This window comes from Streptomyces sp. NPDC096013, from assembly GCF_044763565.1.
Classification (GTDB): domain Bacteria; phylum Actinomycetota; class Actinomycetes; order Streptomycetales; family Streptomycetaceae; genus Streptomyces.
On sequence record NZ_JBIWGK010000002.1, the window covers coordinates 661,543 to 678,068 of the forward strand.

Genomic DNA, 16,526 nt, shown 5'->3' on the forward strand with positions numbered 1-16,526 from the left:
GTCTCACCAGCTTCCGCTCAGGTGATCATGCGGTTTCTCTCAGGTGAGAGCCAGCATGTACACCAGCGCGGCGGCGGCCGAGGCGACCGCGCGGACGTGATTCCACATCGTCCACTCGCGCACGTACGACGGCCAGTACGCGGCGGCCTCCGGCGTCCCCGGGTCCAGCTTCAGCAGCGCCTCGTTGCGGGGCACGTTCGCGACGATGGTCAGCCCGAACGCACCGAACAGATACAGCGCGCTGCCCAGCAGCAGTTCGAGGGTCCCCTGATCCGGCCACAGCACGAACGTCACCACCGCGATCACCGCGCACACCACCGCGGAACCCGCGAACAGCAGCATGAAGGCGGGCGTCATCGCCGCCCTGTTGATCGCGTTCATCGCCGCGACCCCCTGCGCGGGCGGCAGCCCGGCCAGCCCCCGCATGACCAGCACGGAGAAGGCACAGAACACCCCGGCCATCACCCCGGTCGCGAGCACCCCCAGAACCGTCAACGTCACATACGGCTCACCGATCATGCCGACACCAACTCCCGCCCGTAGAGCCGAGATCCTGCCCATCCCCCATCACGGAGACAAGTCAAGACCGCCCCCGGCCCGCCCACCATGGCCGAGAATCGCCGGGGCATGCGTGAGCGTCTATGGGGGTGGGCCGGGGGCGGTTGGCCGTTGGCGGTTGGCGGTTGGCGCGGAGGTTGGGAGGCGAGGAGGTTAGGCGGTGTGAGGGTCGGGCTGAGGGACGGTTGGGCGGGGTGTCAGTCGGTCGGGTGGCGTGAGAGTTGGGCGCCAAGGGGTGGGCGGTACGGGGGTTGGGCGGTGCCAGGTCGGGTGGCGCGGAGGTCGGGCGCCACGGGGTCAGGTGCCACGGGGGTTCGGCGGTGCCAGGTCGGGTGGCGCGGAGTCGGGTGGCGCGGAGGTCGGGCGCCACAGGGGTCAGGTGCCAGGGGGCTGGGCGGCGCGGAGGTTGGGCGGTGGCAAGGTCGGCGGCGCGGAGGTTAGGCAGCGCGGGGTCGGGTGGCGCGGGGGTTGGGCAGCGCGGAGTCGGGTGGCGCGGAGGTTGGGCGCCACGGGGGTCAGGCGGTGCCAAGGTCGGGCGGTGCCAAGGTCGGGCGTGCGTCGGGACTCCGGGGTCCTCACCGGTCTCCTTCTCACCCGGCGTCCACCTCCCTCCCCGCCGCCGGGTCCGCCCGCAGCCCCTCCTCCCGCCACCCCCGCAGCACTGCCTCCACCCCCACCGCGATCCGCCGCCGCGCCTCATATCGCGGCACCCCACTCATCAGCAACTGGTCGTAGGGCGTGTCCACATGCCGTACGGATGCCACCACCGCCGAGACCACCGCGCCCTCGGACAGCGCCCGCCCCGCCGCACTCCGCCCCACCCGCCCGCTGCCCCGCGCCGAGGCATGCGCGGCGATCGCCTCGGCCCGGTCCTCGGGGCAACCGGGGAACAGGTGCCGTATCCGCGCCGCGAACGCCCCCGCGAACCGCACGTCCTCCGCGGCCCGCCGCCCCGCGTCCCGCACCCGGCGCCGCCGCCGCGCCTCCGCGTCCGCGAGGCACCGCTCCTCGGCCCGCGCGAGCCCGGACTCCTCGACGAGTACGCCCTGCCGCTCGTACCGTCCCCGGCGCCGGTCGAACCGCACCACCACCGCCGACAGCGCGCTCTCCTCCCGCGCCCTGCGTGTCAGCGCGGTGTCGCCGCGCGGCAGGAACACCAGATGCCCGAGATCCACGCAGTCGAGACACCGCGGCACACCGCCCTCGACGACCAGCAACGGCAACTGCCCCCGACGGCACCCGGCACAGTGCCGCTTCCGCAGCGGCTGAACCACCAGAAGCCCAGGGGAAGTTGACGGAGGTGGAGTCCCAAGCGGTGTCGAACGAGCGCTGCGTGCCATGCCGGCCATACAAGAAGCATTCCCCTCCTCTGTGCGCCTCTCTCCTATCTCTCTTCCGTCCCTCTCTCCTCCGCGCTCCGCACGTCACGCGGCACGAACACCGACACCCGCACCCGGTGCCGGGTCGGCGTCTCGATCTCGTCGAGCACCGCCACCGCCGGGTCCGCGTACGACAAGCCGGGCGCACCCTCCGGCACCCGCTCGTCGCCCAGGCGGTGGCGCCCGGTGCGCGGGGCGTCCTGGTCCAGGCCGCCGCCCGGGGTGAGCATCACCCAGTCCACCTCGCTCCCGCCCGCCTCCCGCAGGCGCCGCAGCCCAGCCGTGTGGGCCAGCGCGAACGGCCGTATCTCCGGCGGGAACGCCGACGGGTCGTCCATCACCGGCCGCCCGTCCGCCCCGAGGAGATCCGCGAACAACGCGACCGCGACGAGCCGCCGCACCCCCGTCCCGGCCAGCCCCGCCAGCAACGCGTCCGCCGCCTTGACGAAGAAGCCGGGATCGAGCGCGTCGAACCCCTGCTCGGGCCCGCTGAACGGCGACACCGCGTGCACGGCTGCCACCGCCCCGCCCGTGGCCTCCCGCACAGAACCGGCATCGGTCACATCGCCCCGTACGACCGAGACGCCCGGCACCGCGAGGTCCGGGTACCGCGCCGGACCCCGCACCACGGCGGTCACCTCGTGCCCACGCCCGAGCGCCTCCGCCGTCACGGCCCGCCCCGCTCGGCCACCGGCCCCGAGAACCATGATCCCGATCATGCCCAACCCCCCTGCCCGGCAACGCTGTTCGCCGCCCGGCCTGCACGCTAGGCCGCACAGCCCCGGTTACTTCAACGGAACCGGCGCTAGCCTCGGCACATGACCGACGCGACGGACGCCGCACGGCCGGAACCGCCCGACCTCGATATGCGGGACCCGCTCGACCCCGACATGTTCGACCCCGTCTGTTCCCTCCTCCGCGATGCCCTTCCGCGTCGGCGACTGGGGGCACCGCCCACGCCCTCAAGGCAGTGGGGGAGGACCGGCATGGTCGTCCGCTGCCTCGAAGGCGGCCCGCGTCGCTTCACCGAACTCCGCACCCCCCTCAAGGCGGTCACTCCCAAGGTCCTCAGCGAGACCCTGCGCGCGATGCAGCGCGACGGCCTGCTGACCAGGACCGCGTACGCCGAGAACCGCCCCGCGTCGAGTACGCCCTCACCCCGCTCGGCCGCACCCTCGTCCCCCTCCTAGACGCGGCCCGCGCCTGGAGCGAGACCCACCTCCCGCACCTCCTCGCAACCCGTCGCGACCACCGGCCCGACGCACGCTGATCGCGGCCTGACGCATCATGGGCCCTGTGCGACTGGAAGCGATCACCTGGGACCGGCTCGGCGACCTCCTCGCCGAGCGCCTGCTCGACCTGAAGCCGGCCGACGGCAGCCCCTGGCCGCGCGTCGCCCTCGACGGTGCCCCGGCGGCCCGCCCCGGCGAACTCGCCGAACGCGTCGCGGAAGCCCTGCGCGTCCGTGGCCGCCCCTCGCTCGTCGTCGGCACCGAGGGTTTCCTGCGCCCCGCCTCGCTGCGTTTGGAGTACGGACGGCAGGACGTCGAGGCGTACTACGACGGCTGGTTCGACACCCGCGCCCTGTGGCGCGAGGTCTTCGGCCCGCTCGATCCGGACGGCGACGGCCGCGTCCTGCCCGACCTGTGGGACCCGGTCGCCGACCGAGCCACCCGCAGCCCCTACGTCCAACTCCCGCCCGGCGCCATCCTGTTGCTGCACGGACCCCTCCTTCTTCGCCATTGGTTCCCCTTCGACCTGACCGTCCACGTCCTCCTCTCACCCGGCGCCCTGCGCCGCCGCACCCCCGAACCCGAGCACTGGACCCTCCCCGCCTTCGAGCGCTACGAGGCCGAGACCGACCCGGCCGGCACGGCGGACGTCCTGATCCGCGCTGACGACCCGCGTCACCCGGCGTGGGGCGGGTGAACCGGCTCGCAGCGGTTCACCGGGGGAGGAACGGGTCCGTCGGGCGGGGAAGGGATCCATCAGGGTTCAACGGATCCACCAGGGGCCAGCAGATCCACCGGGGGTGAAGGGGATGATCCGCGGTGATCCGGAGCGCCCCCACGCACCGGAAACCGGGACCGTCCAGGTGCGTCCGTCCCGTCGCGCGGCGAGAATGTAGGGCGCCGGGACTAGCGGAACGTTCTGTGCCGCGCCGGCCGTCCGGCACCGGGAGGTACTTCATGACCACCGCCGGAGACATCATGCACCGGGGCGCCCAGTGGATCCCCGCCCATGAAACCCTGGACCGCGCCGCCCAGCTGATGCGCGAACTGGGCGTCGGAGCCCTGCCCATCAGCGACGAGAACGAACGCCTCTGCGGCATCCTCACCGACCGGGACATCGTCGTCGGCTGTGTGGCCATGGGCCATGACCCGGCCAGGATCACCGCCGGCGAGATGGCCCAGGGCACACCCCGCTGGATCGACGCCGGCGCCGATGTCGGCGAGGTGCTCCAGGAGATGAAGGGACACCAGATCCGCCGGCTCCCCGTCATCGACGACAAACGCCTCGTCGGCATGATCAGCGAGGCCGACCTCGCCCAGCATCTGACGGAGGAACAGCTCGCCGGCTGGGTCGAGAGCGTCTACGCCCGCAGCGGTATGCGCTGAACCATCGGACGGCTCCGGTCCAGCGGCTGCCGCTCAGAGCCAGCCGTTGCGCCGGAAGCCCCGGTACAGCGCGAGACACGCCACGGTTATCACGCCGATCACCAGGGGGTAGCCGAACCGCCAGTGCAGCTCCGGCATGTGGTCGAAGTTCATGCCGTACACACCGCACACCATCGTCGGCACGGCGATCACCGCGGCCCAGGCCGTGATCTTCCGCATGTCCTCGTTCTGCGCGACCGTCACCTGCGCCAGGTGCGCCTGAAGGATCGAGTTGAGCAGTTCGTCGAAGGACGCGATCTGCTCCTTCGCGCGCAGCAGATGGTCGGAGACATCCCGGAAGTAGGCCTGTATCTCCGGTCCGATGACCCGCATCGGCCGGGTCGCCAGCTCCTCCAGTGGTCGGCCGAGGGGGACCACCGCCCGCTTCAGCTCCAGGAGTTCACGCTTGAGCTGGTAGATACGGCCCGGGTCCGCCCGCGCGCCGTTCTCCGCGAACACGTCCGTCTCCACCTGGTCGATGTCCGCCTGCACCGAGTCCGTGACGAGCAGATAGTCGTCGACCACATGGTCCGCGATCGCGTGCAGCACCGCGGCCGGGCCCTTGGCGAGCTGCCCGGGGTCCGACTCCAACTCCTCGCGCAGGGGCCCCAGTGAGCCGTGCCGTCCGTGCCGCACGGTGATCACGAAGTCGGTGCCGATGAACACCATGATCTCGCCGGTGTCCACGATCTCGCTCGTCGCCGTCAGCTTCTCGTGCTCGACGTAGCAGACCGTCTTGAACACCGCGAACAGCGTCTCGCCGTAACGCTCCACCTTCGGGCGCTGATGCGCCTCGACGGCGTCCTCGACCGCCAGCGGGTGCAGGTCGAAGAGCTCGGCGATGCCCGCGAACTCCTCGTTCGTCGGCTCGTGCAGGCCGAGCCAGACGAAGCCGTCGTCCTTCTTGCGCACCCGCTCGACGGTGTCCACCAGATCGCCGGCGACGGGGACGCGGACGCCGTCCTGATACGTGACGCACTTCACCACCGAGGAGCCCAGCGGCGACCGGGCGTGGTGGCTCAGGTCGACCCGCGGGCGCCGCCGGGCCAGCCGCGCCACCTTGCGGAGGCCGCCGACCCTGCCCAGGCCCGTGACCTTCCGAAGATTCCCTGCCATGGACATCCGGATCTCCTTGCGTGGATCCTCTCGCATCGCATTTCTGCGCCTTGGCGTGCCAGTTTGCCAGGCCCGCGTGAGCCGCGGGTAAGCCTGTGGGAACGGAATCCTCCGCTTTGTTCCCGCCTGTGGATGAGGCCGTGGACGAACCGGTACGCGGTTGCGGACGAACCGGTATGCGGTCGTGGCGAAGGCGTCGCGGGCCGGAGCCCGAACCGGATCGCCGCCCCCGCCACAAGCGGAGTTCACCCCTCCCGACAACCGGAGCGTCGCCCCCTTCCGACAAGCGGGGCAACTGGGATGATCGCGGCATGACGCGATCCGACGGGTATCTCCTCGACAACCGGCAGTCCGAGGCGGGACAGCGCTTCGACGCCTTCGCCACGCTCTTCGACCCCACCACCTTCCGGCACCTGGAGGGGTTGGGCGTCGGGCCCGGCTGGCGCGTCTGGGAGGTCGGCGTCGGCGGCACCTCGGTGGTGTCCTGGCTGGCCAAGAAGGTCGGCCCGACCGGGAAGGTTCTCGCGACCGACATCGACACCTCCCAGGTCGCCTCGGCCGCCCGCCCGCCGATCGAGGTGCGTGTCCACGACGTGGGCGCCGAGGAACCGCCGGGCGAGGGCTTCGACCTCGTGCACGCCCGCCTCGTACTCGTCCATGTCCCGGACCGTGAACGGGCGTTGTACTCGATGATCGCGTCCCTGCGCTCCGGCGGCCGCCTTCTGGTCGAGGACGCCGACCCCGCCCTCCAGCCCCTGCTCTGCCCCGACGAACACGGCCCCGAGCAGCAACTCGCGAACCGCCTCCGGCACGGCTTCCGCGAACTCCTCGCCGCCCGCGGCGCAGACCTCTCCTACGGCCGCCGGCTCCCGCGCCTGCTCCGCGAGGCCGGCCTGCGCCGCGTGGAGGCCGACGCGTACTTCCCGGTCACCTCACCGGCCTGCGCCGCCCTCGAATCCGCGACGGTCCGCCAGATCCGCGACCAACTCGTCACCGCGGGCCTGGCTACGGACGAGGACATCGACCGCCATCTCGCCAACGTCGCATCCGGTTCGATGGACCTCGCGACGGCACCGATGATCTCGGCATGGGGGCGGAAGGCGTAGGCGGGGGGCGGGAGTTTGACGTCGGGTTGGGCGATGCCTGCCGTGAGGGTGGGCGTGGGCTGCGGGTTCGGTGTCCGGGTTCGCGTTCGAATGCGGGTGCGGTTGCGGGTGCGGGCGCGGGGACGTTCATGCGCGGCGCCGGTCTTCACGTAGAGGCTGATGTCGGCAGGAGCCACCTGTTTCCCGTCCGAGCCCCGCACCACCGTCCACTCCCCGCGCACCCCTGCAAGCCCGCACCTCCTACGCCCCCGGCCGGCCTCCCACCCGTTCCACCGCCCGCGCCCCCGCCCGGCACCCCTCCCGCGCCGCCTCCTCCGGTTCGGCGCCCGTCAGCAGCGTCGCGAGGAACGCCCCCGTGAAGGCGTCGCCCGCGCCGGTGGTGTCCCGGGGTGTGGCCGGCTCGGCGGGCACGCGTGCGTGGACCGTGCCGGAGTGGGCCACGAGGGCTCCTTCGGCGCCCTGCTTGGTGACCACCAGGGGGACATGACGGCTCAACTTGGCTGTCGCGTCCGCCGGATCGGGCAGGCCCGTGAGCAGGCATGCCTCGTCCCGGCTCGGCAGCAGGACGTCCACCCCCTCGACGAGCGCGAGGAAACGGTCCACGCCCAGCTCCGTCAGAAACCCCGCCGACGCCGGATCGAGGCTCACCGGCACCCCACGCGCGCGTGCCGATTCCATCGCCGCCGCCACCAGCGCCCGACTCGGCTCCGAGAACAGCAGATACCCCGACAGATGCAGCCGTACGACGCCGTCGAGCAGCGTGTCCGACCAGTCGCCGGGATCGAGCCGCAGGGACGTGCCGCTGTCGGTGAGGAACGTCCGCTCGGCCGACGCCCCCGTGTCGACCAGGCAGATCACCGTCCCGGTGGCCGCCTCCGGGTCGACCACGAGACGGGGCCGCACCCCGGACGCGATCAGCTCCCGCTCGTGCCACGCCGCCGCGTCCTCACCCACGCGGCCGAGCAGCCGTACGTCCGCGCAGCCCCAATGGGCCGCCCAGCAGGCCACGTTGGCGCCCGCGCCGCCCGGCACGGTACGGATCGTGGCAGCGGTGTCGGTGCCCGGGGCGAGCGGGCCCCGGTGCCGGGCGACGACATCCGTGACGACGTCCCCGACGACCAGGAGGGCGCCGTTCGGCCCTGTCGTCACGCCTCGGCCCAGGCCGCCGCGATCCGCCCCGCCAGCCGTACGTTGCCGCGTACGGCCGCCAGGTTGGCGGACAGGGAGGCGCCGTCGGTGTGCTCCACCAGGTAGCCGAGCAGGAACGGGGTGACCGCCTGTCCGGTGATGCCCTCCGCCTCGCACGCGTGCAGCGCGTCGGCCAGCACGCACGCGTGCAGCGCGGGGTCCAACTGCTCGTCCTCGGGCACCGGGTTGGCGACGATCAGCGTCGACTCCGGGGCGTCCAGCGCGTCCTGGGCGCGCATCACGGCCGCGACCTGCTCCGGGGTCTCCAGGGTCCAGTCCACCGGGTATCCGGAGTCGGAGAGGTAGAAGCCGGGGAAGCGGTCCGTGCCGTATCCGGCGACCGCCACACCGAGCGTCTCCAGGCGTTGCAGGGTGGCCGGCACGTCCAGGATCGACTTCACGCCCGCGCACACCACCGTGATCCGGGTGGACGCCAACAGGCCCAGGTCGGCGGACTCGTCCTGCGTCACCGTCCATTCCCGGTGCACCCCGCCGAGCCCGCCGGTCGCGAACACCCGGATGCCCGCCCGCGCCGCCAGCAGCGCCGTGGCCGACACCGTGGTCGCTCCGCTGGCCCCGGCCGCCACGGCGAGCGGGAGGTCGCGGTGGCCCAGCTTGCGGATGCCGTCCTCATTGGCGACCCGTTCCAACTGCTCCTTGTCCAGGCCGACATGGGGCCGCCCGTCCAGCACGGCGATCGTCGCGGGGACGGCACCCTCCTGCCGTACCGCGTCCTCCAGTTCGAGCGCCACCCGCAGATTGCGCGGGCGCGGCAGCCCGTGCGCGATGATCGTCGACTCCAGGGCCACCACGGGTCGACGCGCGTCGATCGCCTCGCGTACTTCCTCGGACACCACCAGCACCACGGGCCTCCTGTCGTTCGGTCTTCCCTCATCCCTGGCGGGTACCGCGCCCGGTCAAACCCCCGTGGGCTGTGGGAGACACCACCGGCGCCCGACGTGGAAAGAGGGGGCCACGCGTGCGTGGCCCCCTCTTTCCACGCGTCAGACCGGGCTCACGCCCGCCAGCGTGCCGTGCGGATCGAGCACGTACTTGCGGCTGGCGCCCTGGTCGAACTCGGCGTAGCCGCGCGGCGCGTCCTCCAGGCTGATCGGCGTCGCGTTCACGGCCTTGGCGATGTGCACGCGCCCGTGCAGGATCGCCATCATCAGACTCCGGTGGTACGTCATCACCGGGCACTGACCGGTCGTGAACGCGTGACTCTTGGCCCACCCGAGGCCGAGCCGCACCTTCAGGGTGCCGCTCTTCGCGTCCTCGTCGACCCCGCCGGGGTCGGCGGTGACGTACAGCCCGGGGATGCCCAGGGCACCGCCCGCGCGCGTGATGCCCATCAGCGAGTTGAGGACCGTCGCCGGCGCCTCCGGGGCGTCCGGGCCGTGGGCCCGTGCCTCGAAGCCGACCGCGTCCACCGCGGCGTCCACCTCGGGCTCGCCGAGGATCTCGGCTATCTGCTCCCCGATGTCGCCGCGCGAGACGTCGACCGTCTCGCAGCCGAAACTCCTTGCCTGGCCGAGGCGTTCGGCGTTCAGGTCGCCGACGATGACGACCGCGGCGCCCAGGAGCTGCGCCGAAGCGGCCGCCGCCAGACCGACCGGACCCGCCCCGGCGACGTACACCGTGGACCCGACCCCGGCGCCCGCGGTGACCGCGCCGTGGAAACCGGTCGGGAAGATGTCCGACAGCATCGTCAGATCGAGGAGCTTCTCGCGTGCCTCGTCCCGGTCCGGGAACCTCAGCAGGTTGAAGTCCGCGTACGGGACCATGGCGTACTCGGCCTGACCGCCGACCCAGCCGCCCATGTCGACATAGCCGTAAGCCGCCCCCGGGCGGGCCGGGTTGACGTTCAGGCAGATGCCCGTCTTGCGTTCCTTGCAGTTGCGGCACCGCCCGCAGGCGATGTTGAACGGTACGGAGACGATGTCGCCCACGTCGATGAACTCGACGTCCGGCCCTCGTTCGACGACCTCTCCGGTGATCTCGTGTCCGAGGACCAGCCCCTCGGGCGCGGTCGTCCGGCCGCGCACCATGTGCTGGTCGCTGCCACAGATGTTGCTGGCGAGCACCTTCAGGATCACACCGTGCCGGCACTTGCGGCCGACGTTCTCGCGTGCGACTCCCGGCCCGTCCTGCAGTTCAAGCGTCGGATAGTCGATGGTCCTGACCTCGACCGCGCCCGGCTTGAGATACGCGACTGCCCTGTTTCCGCTTCCACTCATGCGTGTTCGCCGTCCCTTCGGCTCCGATCCCCCGGATGCCAGTGGCTGTGCGCGCGCACGGCGGAGTCTGCTACCGGCTCGGCCTCCCGGCCACCCTTCGCGGGACATCGGAAACCGGGATCTTCCGGGAGCGGGTGAACAGGGCCAGCGCGGCCAGGGGTATCAGCAGGCAGGCGGCGGTGAGGTTCAGCCAGCCGTAACTCGCCTCCGCGACCACCAGTCCGGCCACCGCCCCGCCGATGCCCGCCGAGGTGTTCATCGTGAGGTCCGACAGCCCCTGCGCGGCGGCACGCGCGGGCTGCGGCACCGAGTCCGTGAGCAGCGCCGAGCCGGAGACGAGCCCCGCCGACCAGCCCAGGCCCAGCACGAACAGGCCCAGCGCGATCCGCCCGTGACTCCCGCCCGCCGTACCGGCGAGGAACGCGGCGCAGGCCAGCAGCCCCACCGCGAGCCCTATCCCGGACAGCCGCCCGACCCGGTCGGACAGTCTCCCCATCAGCGGCGAGAACGCGTACATCCCCGCGATGTGCCCGCTGATCACCAGCCCGATCAGATCGATGCCCGCCCCGTGGTGCCCCAGCTCGACCGGGGTCATCGCCATCACCGACACCATCGCCGTGTGCGACACGGCCACCGTCACCAGCGCCAGCCGCGCCCGCGGCGAGGCCATCACCGCCGCGAACCCGGCCCGCAACGACCGCGCGGACGGTGACCGGTCCTCGTCCGGCGCGAGCGCCCGCGCCGTCAGCAACGGATCGGGCCGCAGCAGTACGGCGACCACGACCGCGGCGACCAGGAAGATCGCACCCGCCCACAGAAAGGGCCCGGCCGCCGCGGGTATCCCGAGCCCGGAGACGCTACGGCCCGCGGGCGCCGCGATGTTGGGTCCGAGGACCGCCCCTATGGTCGTCGCCCACACGACACGGGAGATCGCCCGGGCCCGCTGCTCCGGCTCGGCCAGATCGGCGGCGGCGAACCGGGACTGCAGATTCGCCGACGAGGCCGCCCCGAACCCGGCCATGCCGCACAGCAGCAGCGGAAAGCTCCCGATGCTCGCCGCGAGCACCACGACCCCGGCTCCAGCGCCCCGACGAGATACCCGAGGACCAGCCCGGGACGCCGGCCGCGCGCCGTCATCAGCGCCGCGAACGGCATCGACAGCACCGCCGTGCCTGTCACGGTCGCCGTAGGAGCCAACCCGGACAGCGACTCCGTCCCACTGACCTGCCTGGCCAGTACGGCGGCCAGCGCGACCCCGGTGGCGACTCCGAGCCCGCCCAGGATCTGCGTCGCGATCAGCACCCCGGACACCCGGCGCCGCAGCGCGGGCAGCCGCTCCGCCGCGACGGGCACCGCGCCCCGCCCCTCGACCGCGGTCACGGCGCCCACCCCGGGCCGCCGCGCCCGCACGCGTGCATGAAGCCGGTCCTCAGCAATGTGACCTCCCCCTGGTCCCCCTGTCCGTCCGAGCGCTCAGAACAGCGGCTCGGGCAGCACCCCCTCCAGCGCCAGCAGCTTCCGCTTCGTCTCCAGGCCGCCTCCGAACCCGCCGATGCCGCCGTCGCTCTCGACGACGCGATGGCATGGCACGACGACCGGCAGCGGGTTGGACCCCATCGCCACCCCGACCGCCTGGGCCGCGCCCGGCTGTCCGACCCGCCCGGCCAGCTCGCCGTACCCGACGACCGCGCCGTACCGCACGCCGGACGCCAGCTCGCGCAGCACCTGGCGGTTGAAGCCGGAGATCAGGGACCAGTCGAGCGGCAGGTCGAAATCGCGCCGGTCACCGGCGAAGTAGGCCTCGACCTGACGTATCGGCTCGGCCAGCAGCGGGGAGTCGGGGGCCTCGACCGGCTCGGTGCCCAGCCGGGACGCCAGTCGGTCGAGGGTCTTGTCGCGTACCGCGTCCGTGGCGTGGAACACGACGTTGACCAGGCCGTCCTGCGTCGCGGCCAGCAGCAGCGGACCGATGTCGGTGCCGACGACGGTCCACACGACCCGCTGCTCGTTCTGCCCATGGCTGTCCATGCGCCCACCGTACGACCCGGCACTGACAACGCCCCGCGAGCGGCCTCAGAACCCGTACAGCGCGGACCGCACCACGTCCGGCTTGTTCGTGATGAGCCCGTCCACGCCGTACCCGGCGACCTTCCAGGCCGTGGGCGCGTCGTCGACGGTCCAGGCGTACACCTCCATCGGACGGCCGTGCGGACCCATGTGCCCGTGCACGGCGGAGACGTAGCCCAGGGAGATCGATCCGTACGAAGGATTGATCAGGTCCGTATACGCGGCGTAAGCGCTCAGGGCGGACACGGCGGGGGTGCCCAGGAAGCCGGTCCTGATGGCGGGCTTCAGATCGTGCACGATACGGATGCTGTCCGCGCTGAAGCTCTGCACGATCAACCGGCCGTCCAGGTGGTTCGGGTCCAGCCACCCCTCGTTGCCCAGGAGCTTGAGGGTCTGCTGCTCGATGCCCGGGTACAGCTCCGGGTTCTTGATCTCCAGGAGCAGGCTCTGGTCGTTGTGCTCCACCTCGCGCATGTACTGCGTGAGGGTGGGCACGCGCGTGCCTGTGTACGCGGGACCGAACCAGCTTCCCGCGTCGAGGCGCGCGATCTCGGCGGCGGTGAAGTCCTTCACCTTCCAGGGGGCTCGATGAGGGAACACCCTCTGGACGTCGGTGGTGCGCTTCAGGCTGTCGTCGTGGATGACGACGAGCTCGCCGTCCTTGGTGCGCTGGACGTCGTTCTCGACCCACCGGAAACCGAGCCCGGCCGCCTTGTCGATGGAGGCCAGGGTGTTCTCGGGCGCATAGGAGGACGCGCCCCGGTGGGCGACAACGGTGGGCCACTGGGCCGCGTCGCCGGCCCGGGCGGCGGGGGAGGGGAGCAGAAGGGCGGCGGCCCCCAGGAGCGCGGTGGTCGAGGCGGCAACTGCGCGCAGGTGCATGCGTACTCCTCGCATCGGGCGATCACATACAGCTCAGGAATGACAGCGGAACGTCACTATCCGTGGGGTACAGGATGGACACAGAATGGATGGAGTTGCCCAAGTCCGCTCACCGGTGCCGCACAACTGGGGGAAGGCCGTGTTTCTTTGCCGGAAAATCGTTCGACCATTCCGGTGGGGGTCATACTCTCTGCGTCGACCCTGACCGTTCCCGCGGTCCCGGGGCTGGGCGCGTTTCAGGAATTCCGGGACGGAACAGGGCGGAAGGGTAACTGCGCATGCAGGGCACGGTCGACGGATTCAGCTACGGACTCGTCACACCGCTGGTGGCCTACCTCATGGCCTGCCTCGGTGCCGCCCTCGGCCTGCGCTGCACCACCAGATCGATGCTCGTCGCCCAGTCCTGGCGCCCCGGCTGGCTCGCCCTCGGATCGGCGGCCATCGGTTCCGGCATATGGACGATGCACTTCGTCGCGATGATCGGGTTCTCGGTCCGCCAGACACCGGTCCACTACGACAGGCCGATGACCTTCGCGAGCCTCGCCGTCGCCATCCTCATGGTGGGCGTCGGGATCTTCATCGTCGGCTACAAGGGAGCCAGGGGAACCGCGCTGTTCACCGGCGGCACCCTCACCGGCCTGGGCATCGCCTCGATGCACTACCTGGGCATGGCGAGCATGCGCCTCAACGGAAAGCTCGAATACAACACGTTCACCGTCGCCGTCTCCGTCGTCATAGCGGTCGTCGCGGCGATCAGCGCCCTCTGGGCGGCCGGACAGGTCCGCGGCTTCCTCTGGAGCGTGGGCGCGAGCCTCGTCATGGGACTCGCCGTCACCGGCATGCACTACACCGGCATGGCCGCGCTCACCGTCCACGTCCACGGCACGGCCGCGACCGCCGACGGCGTGTCGCCCGCGTCCCTTCTGGCGCCCATGATGATCGGCCCCCTCGCCTTCCTCCTGCTGGCCGGCGTCGTTGTGATGTTCGACCCGCTGATGGTCACGGGCAGGCCCGCCCGGACCCCCGTCGAGCACAAGCCCGGCGTCCCGGCCGGCGCCCTCGTCCCGCACCCGCGCCGCGTCCCCGTCCGCGCCGACCGCGACCTCGCGCACCGCCGCTCCCGGACCCCGCAGAACCGCTGATCCGACCCCGTTGTCAGTGGCGAGTCGTACGGTTGGTTCCATGCGGCCCGTTTCTCACATCGAACGTACGGTGGCGCCCTTCGAGGTCGTCAGCCCCTACCAGCCCAGCGGCGACCAGCCGGCGGCCATCGCCGAGCTGGCCCGACGCGTCGAGGCAGGTGAGAAGGACGTCGTTCTCCTGGGCGCGACCGGCACCGGCAAGTCCGCCACCACCGCGTGGATGATCGAGAAGCTCCAGCGCCCCACCCTGGTGATGGCGCCGAACAAGACCCTGGCCGCCCAGCTGGCCAACGAGTTCCGCGAGCTCCTGCCGAACAACGCCGTCGAGTACTTCGTCTCGTACTACGACTACTACCAGCCCGAGGCCTACGTCCCGCAGTCGGACACCTACATCGAGAAGGACTCCTCGATCAACGAGGAGGTGGAGCGCCTGCGCCACTCCGCGACCAACTCGCTGCTCACCCGCCGCGACGTCATCGTCGTCGCCTCCGTCTCCTGCATCTACGGCCTCGGTACTCCCCAGGAGTACGTGGACCGCATGGTCCCCCTCAAGGTCGGCGACGAGATCGACCGCGACCAGCTGCTGCGCCGCTTCGTCGACATCCAGTACACGCGCAACGACCTGGCCTTCACCCGCGGCACCTTCCGCGTCCGCGGCGACACCATCGAGATCTTCCCGGTCTACGAGGAGCTCGCCGTCCGCATCGAGATGTTCGGCGACGAGATCGAGGCACTCTCCACCCTCCACCCGCTCACCGGCGAGATCATCAGCGAGGACGAGCACCTCTACGTCTTCCCGGCCTCCCACTACATCGCCGGCCCCGAGCGCATGGAGAGGGCCGTCAACGACATCGAGAAGGAACTCGCCGAGCGGCTCGCCGAGATGGAGAAGCAGGGCAAGCTCCTGGAGGCCCAGCGCCTGCGCATGCGGACCACCTACGACCTGGAGATGCTCCGCCAGATCGGCTCCTGCTCCGGCGTCGAGAACTACTCGATGCACTTCGACGGCCGCCAGCCGGGCTCCGCGCCGAACACCCTGATCGACTACTTCCCTGAAGACTTCCTGCTCGTCATCGACGAGTCGCACAACACGGTCCCGCAGATCGGCGCCATGTACGAGGGCGACGCCTCCCGCAAGCGCACCCTCGTCGACCACGGCTTCCGGCTGCCCTCCGCCCTGGACAACCGCCCCCTGAAGTGGGAGGAGTTCCAGAAGCGCATCGGACAGACCGTCTACCTGTCGGCGACCCCCGGCAAGTACGAGCTGTCCCGCGCGAACGGCGCCGTCGAGCAGATCATCCGCCCCACCGGCCTCATCGACCCCGAGGTCGTCGTCAAGCCCACCGAGGGCCAGATCGACGACCTGGTGCACGAGATCCGCAAGCGCACCGAGAAGGACGAGCGGGTCCTGGTCACCACGCTCACCAAGAAGATGGCCGAGGACCTCACGGACTACTTCCTGGAGCTCGGCATCCAGGTCCGCTATCTGCACAGCGACGTCGACACCCTGCGCCGCATCGAGCTGCTGCGCGAACTGCGCTCCGGCGAGTTCGACGTCCTGGTCGGCATCAACCTCCTCCGTGAGGGCCTCGACCTCCCCGAGGTGTCCCTGGTCGCCATCCTGGACGCCGACAAGGAAGGCTTCCTGCGCTCCGGCACCTCCCTGATCCAGACCATCGGCCGCGCGGCGCGCAACGTCTCCGGACAGGTCCACATGTACGCCGACCGGATCACCCCGGCCATGGAGAAGGCCATCGAGGAGACCAACCGCCGCCGGGAGAAGCAGGTCGCGTACAACACGGAGCGCGGCATCGACCCCCAGCCGCTCCGCAAGAAGATCAACGACATCGTCGCGCAGATCGCCCGCGAGGACGTCGACACGGAGGAGCTGCTCGGCTCGGGCTACCGCAAGTCCAAGGACGGCAAGGGCGCCAAGGCCCCCGTGCCCGCCCTCGGCAAGGCCGCGAAGAACGCCAAGCCCCCCAAGGGCAAGGCCAAGGACGGCGCCCCGACCGACCGTCCCGCGGCCGAACTCGCCGAGCAGATCGAGGAGATGACCGACCGTATGCGCGCCGCCGCCGCCGACCTGCAGTTCGAGGTCGCTGCCCGCCTGCGCGACGAGGTGCACGAGATGAAGAAGGAACTGCGCCAGATGAGGGAGGCGGGCCTGGCCTGACCGGCCCGGGCGGACCGC

At 71.4% G+C, this 16,526-nt stretch carries 14 protein-coding genes and 2 pseudogenes; 6 read left to right on the forward strand and 10 right to left on the reverse strand.

The annotated features are described in order from the left end of the window. Positions 1 to 39: 39 nt before the first annotated feature. From ACIRB1_RS10460 to ACIRB1_RS10470, 3 genes are all read right to left on the reverse strand, one after another. Positions 40 to 519, reverse strand: coding sequence for an anthrone oxygenase family protein (locus tag ACIRB1_RS10460; RefSeq protein WP_352183812.1), 480 nt, complete (start codon positions 517 to 519; stop codon positions 40 to 42). A gap of 629 nt (positions 520 to 1,148) precedes the next feature. Continuing rightward, positions 1,149 to 1,898 (reverse strand): DUF2293 domain-containing protein, encoded by a 750-nt coding sequence (locus ACIRB1_RS10465; protein WP_403465248.1) that lies wholly within the window; start codon positions 1,896 to 1,898, stop codon positions 1,149 to 1,151. Between the two features lie 44 nt (positions 1,899 to 1,942). After that, entirely contained in the window at positions 1,943 to 2,644 is a 702-nt protein-coding gene (locus tag ACIRB1_RS10470) for an NAD(P)-dependent oxidoreductase (RefSeq protein ID WP_403465249.1), read from the reverse strand. A 279-nt stretch (positions 2,645 to 2,923) separates the two neighbouring features. Between ACIRB1_RS10470 and ACIRB1_RS10475 the strand changes: the two are divergent. The 3 genes and pseudogenes from ACIRB1_RS10475 to ACIRB1_RS10485 all read left to right on the forward strand — a co-directional run bounded on the left by ACIRB1_RS10475 (position 2,924) and on the right by ACIRB1_RS10485 (position 4,555). Beyond that, positions 2,924 to 3,207, forward strand: a pseudogene (locus tag ACIRB1_RS10475) (winged helix-turn-helix transcriptional regulator). 17 nt (positions 3,208 to 3,224) lie between these two features. After that, positions 3,225 to 3,866, forward strand: coding sequence for a uridine kinase (locus ACIRB1_RS10480; RefSeq protein WP_403465250.1), 642 nt, complete (start codon positions 3,225 to 3,227; stop codon positions 3,864 to 3,866). A gap of 260 nt (positions 3,867 to 4,126) precedes the next feature. Continuing rightward, a complete protein-coding gene (locus tag ACIRB1_RS10485) occupies positions 4,127 to 4,555 on the forward strand; it encodes a CBS domain-containing protein (protein ID WP_352183817.1) in 429 nt (142 codons plus the stop codon). A gap of 33 nt (positions 4,556 to 4,588) precedes the next feature. Here the strand turns inward: ACIRB1_RS10485 and ACIRB1_RS10490 are convergent, their stop codons facing one another. Next, positions 4,589 to 5,716 (reverse strand): magnesium and cobalt transport protein CorA, encoded by a 1,128-nt coding sequence (locus ACIRB1_RS10490; protein WP_352183818.1) that lies wholly within the window; start codon positions 5,714 to 5,716, stop codon positions 4,589 to 4,591. A gap of 305 nt (positions 5,717 to 6,021) precedes the next feature. Here ACIRB1_RS10490 and ACIRB1_RS10495 point away from each other — a divergent pair, with 305 nt between their 5' ends. Further along, positions 6,022 to 6,816, forward strand: coding sequence for a methyltransferase domain-containing protein (locus ACIRB1_RS10495; RefSeq protein WP_403465251.1), 795 nt, complete (start codon positions 6,022 to 6,024; stop codon positions 6,814 to 6,816). Positions 6,817 to 7,056: 240 nt separating this feature from the next. Here ACIRB1_RS10495 and ACIRB1_RS10500 read toward each other — a convergent pair whose 3' ends face one another. The 6 genes and pseudogenes from ACIRB1_RS10500 to ACIRB1_RS10525 all read right to left on the reverse strand — a co-directional run bounded on the left by ACIRB1_RS10500 (position 7,057) and on the right by ACIRB1_RS10525 (position 13,190). Continuing rightward, complete coding sequence (locus ACIRB1_RS10500) at positions 7,057 to 7,965, reverse strand: sugar kinase (RefSeq protein ID WP_352183820.1); 909 nt, start codon at positions 7,963 to 7,965, stop codon at positions 7,057 to 7,059. After that, entirely contained in the window at positions 7,962 to 8,867 is a 906-nt protein-coding gene (locus tag ACIRB1_RS10505) for a pseudouridine-5'-phosphate glycosidase (protein ID WP_352183821.1), read from the reverse strand. Before ACIRB1_RS10505 ends, ACIRB1_RS10500 begins: the two co-directional genes overlap by 4 nt. 141 nt (positions 8,868 to 9,008) lie before the next feature. After that, the gene (fdhA, locus tag ACIRB1_RS10510; protein WP_403465252.1) at positions 9,009 to 10,241 is read right to left on the reverse strand and encodes a formaldehyde dehydrogenase, glutathione-independent; all 1,233 of its coding nucleotides are present in this window, start codon (positions 10,239 to 10,241) and stop codon (positions 9,009 to 9,011) included. A gap of 70 nt (positions 10,242 to 10,311) precedes the next feature. Continuing rightward, positions 10,312 to 11,621: pseudogene (locus tag ACIRB1_RS10515) on the reverse strand (MFS transporter). Positions 11,622 to 11,714: 93 nt separating this feature from the next. Further along, entirely contained in the window at positions 11,715 to 12,269 is a 555-nt protein-coding gene (locus ACIRB1_RS10520; RefSeq protein WP_403465253.1) for a methylated-DNA--[protein]-cysteine S-methyltransferase, read from the reverse strand. A gap of 45 nt (positions 12,270 to 12,314) precedes the next feature. Continuing rightward, positions 12,315 to 13,190: a glycerophosphodiester phosphodiesterase gene (locus ACIRB1_RS10525; protein ID WP_403465254.1), complete on the reverse strand. Its 876-nt coding sequence runs from the start codon at positions 13,188 to 13,190 to the stop codon at positions 12,315 to 12,317. Positions 13,191 to 13,468: 278 nt separating this feature from the next. Between ACIRB1_RS10525 and ACIRB1_RS10530 the strand changes: the two genes are divergently transcribed. Together ACIRB1_RS10530 and uvrB are read left to right on the forward strand one after the other, a co-directional pair. Continuing rightward, positions 13,469 to 14,332 (forward strand): MHYT domain-containing protein, encoded by an 864-nt coding sequence (locus ACIRB1_RS10530; RefSeq protein WP_403465255.1) that lies wholly within the window; start codon positions 13,469 to 13,471, stop codon positions 14,330 to 14,332. Positions 14,333 to 14,372: 40 nt separating this feature from the next. Then, positions 14,373 to 16,508 (forward strand): excinuclease ABC subunit UvrB, encoded by a 2,136-nt coding sequence (gene uvrB, locus ACIRB1_RS10535; protein ID WP_352183827.1) that lies wholly within the window; start codon positions 14,373 to 14,375, stop codon positions 16,506 to 16,508. Positions 16,509 to 16,526: the final 18 nt, after the last annotated feature.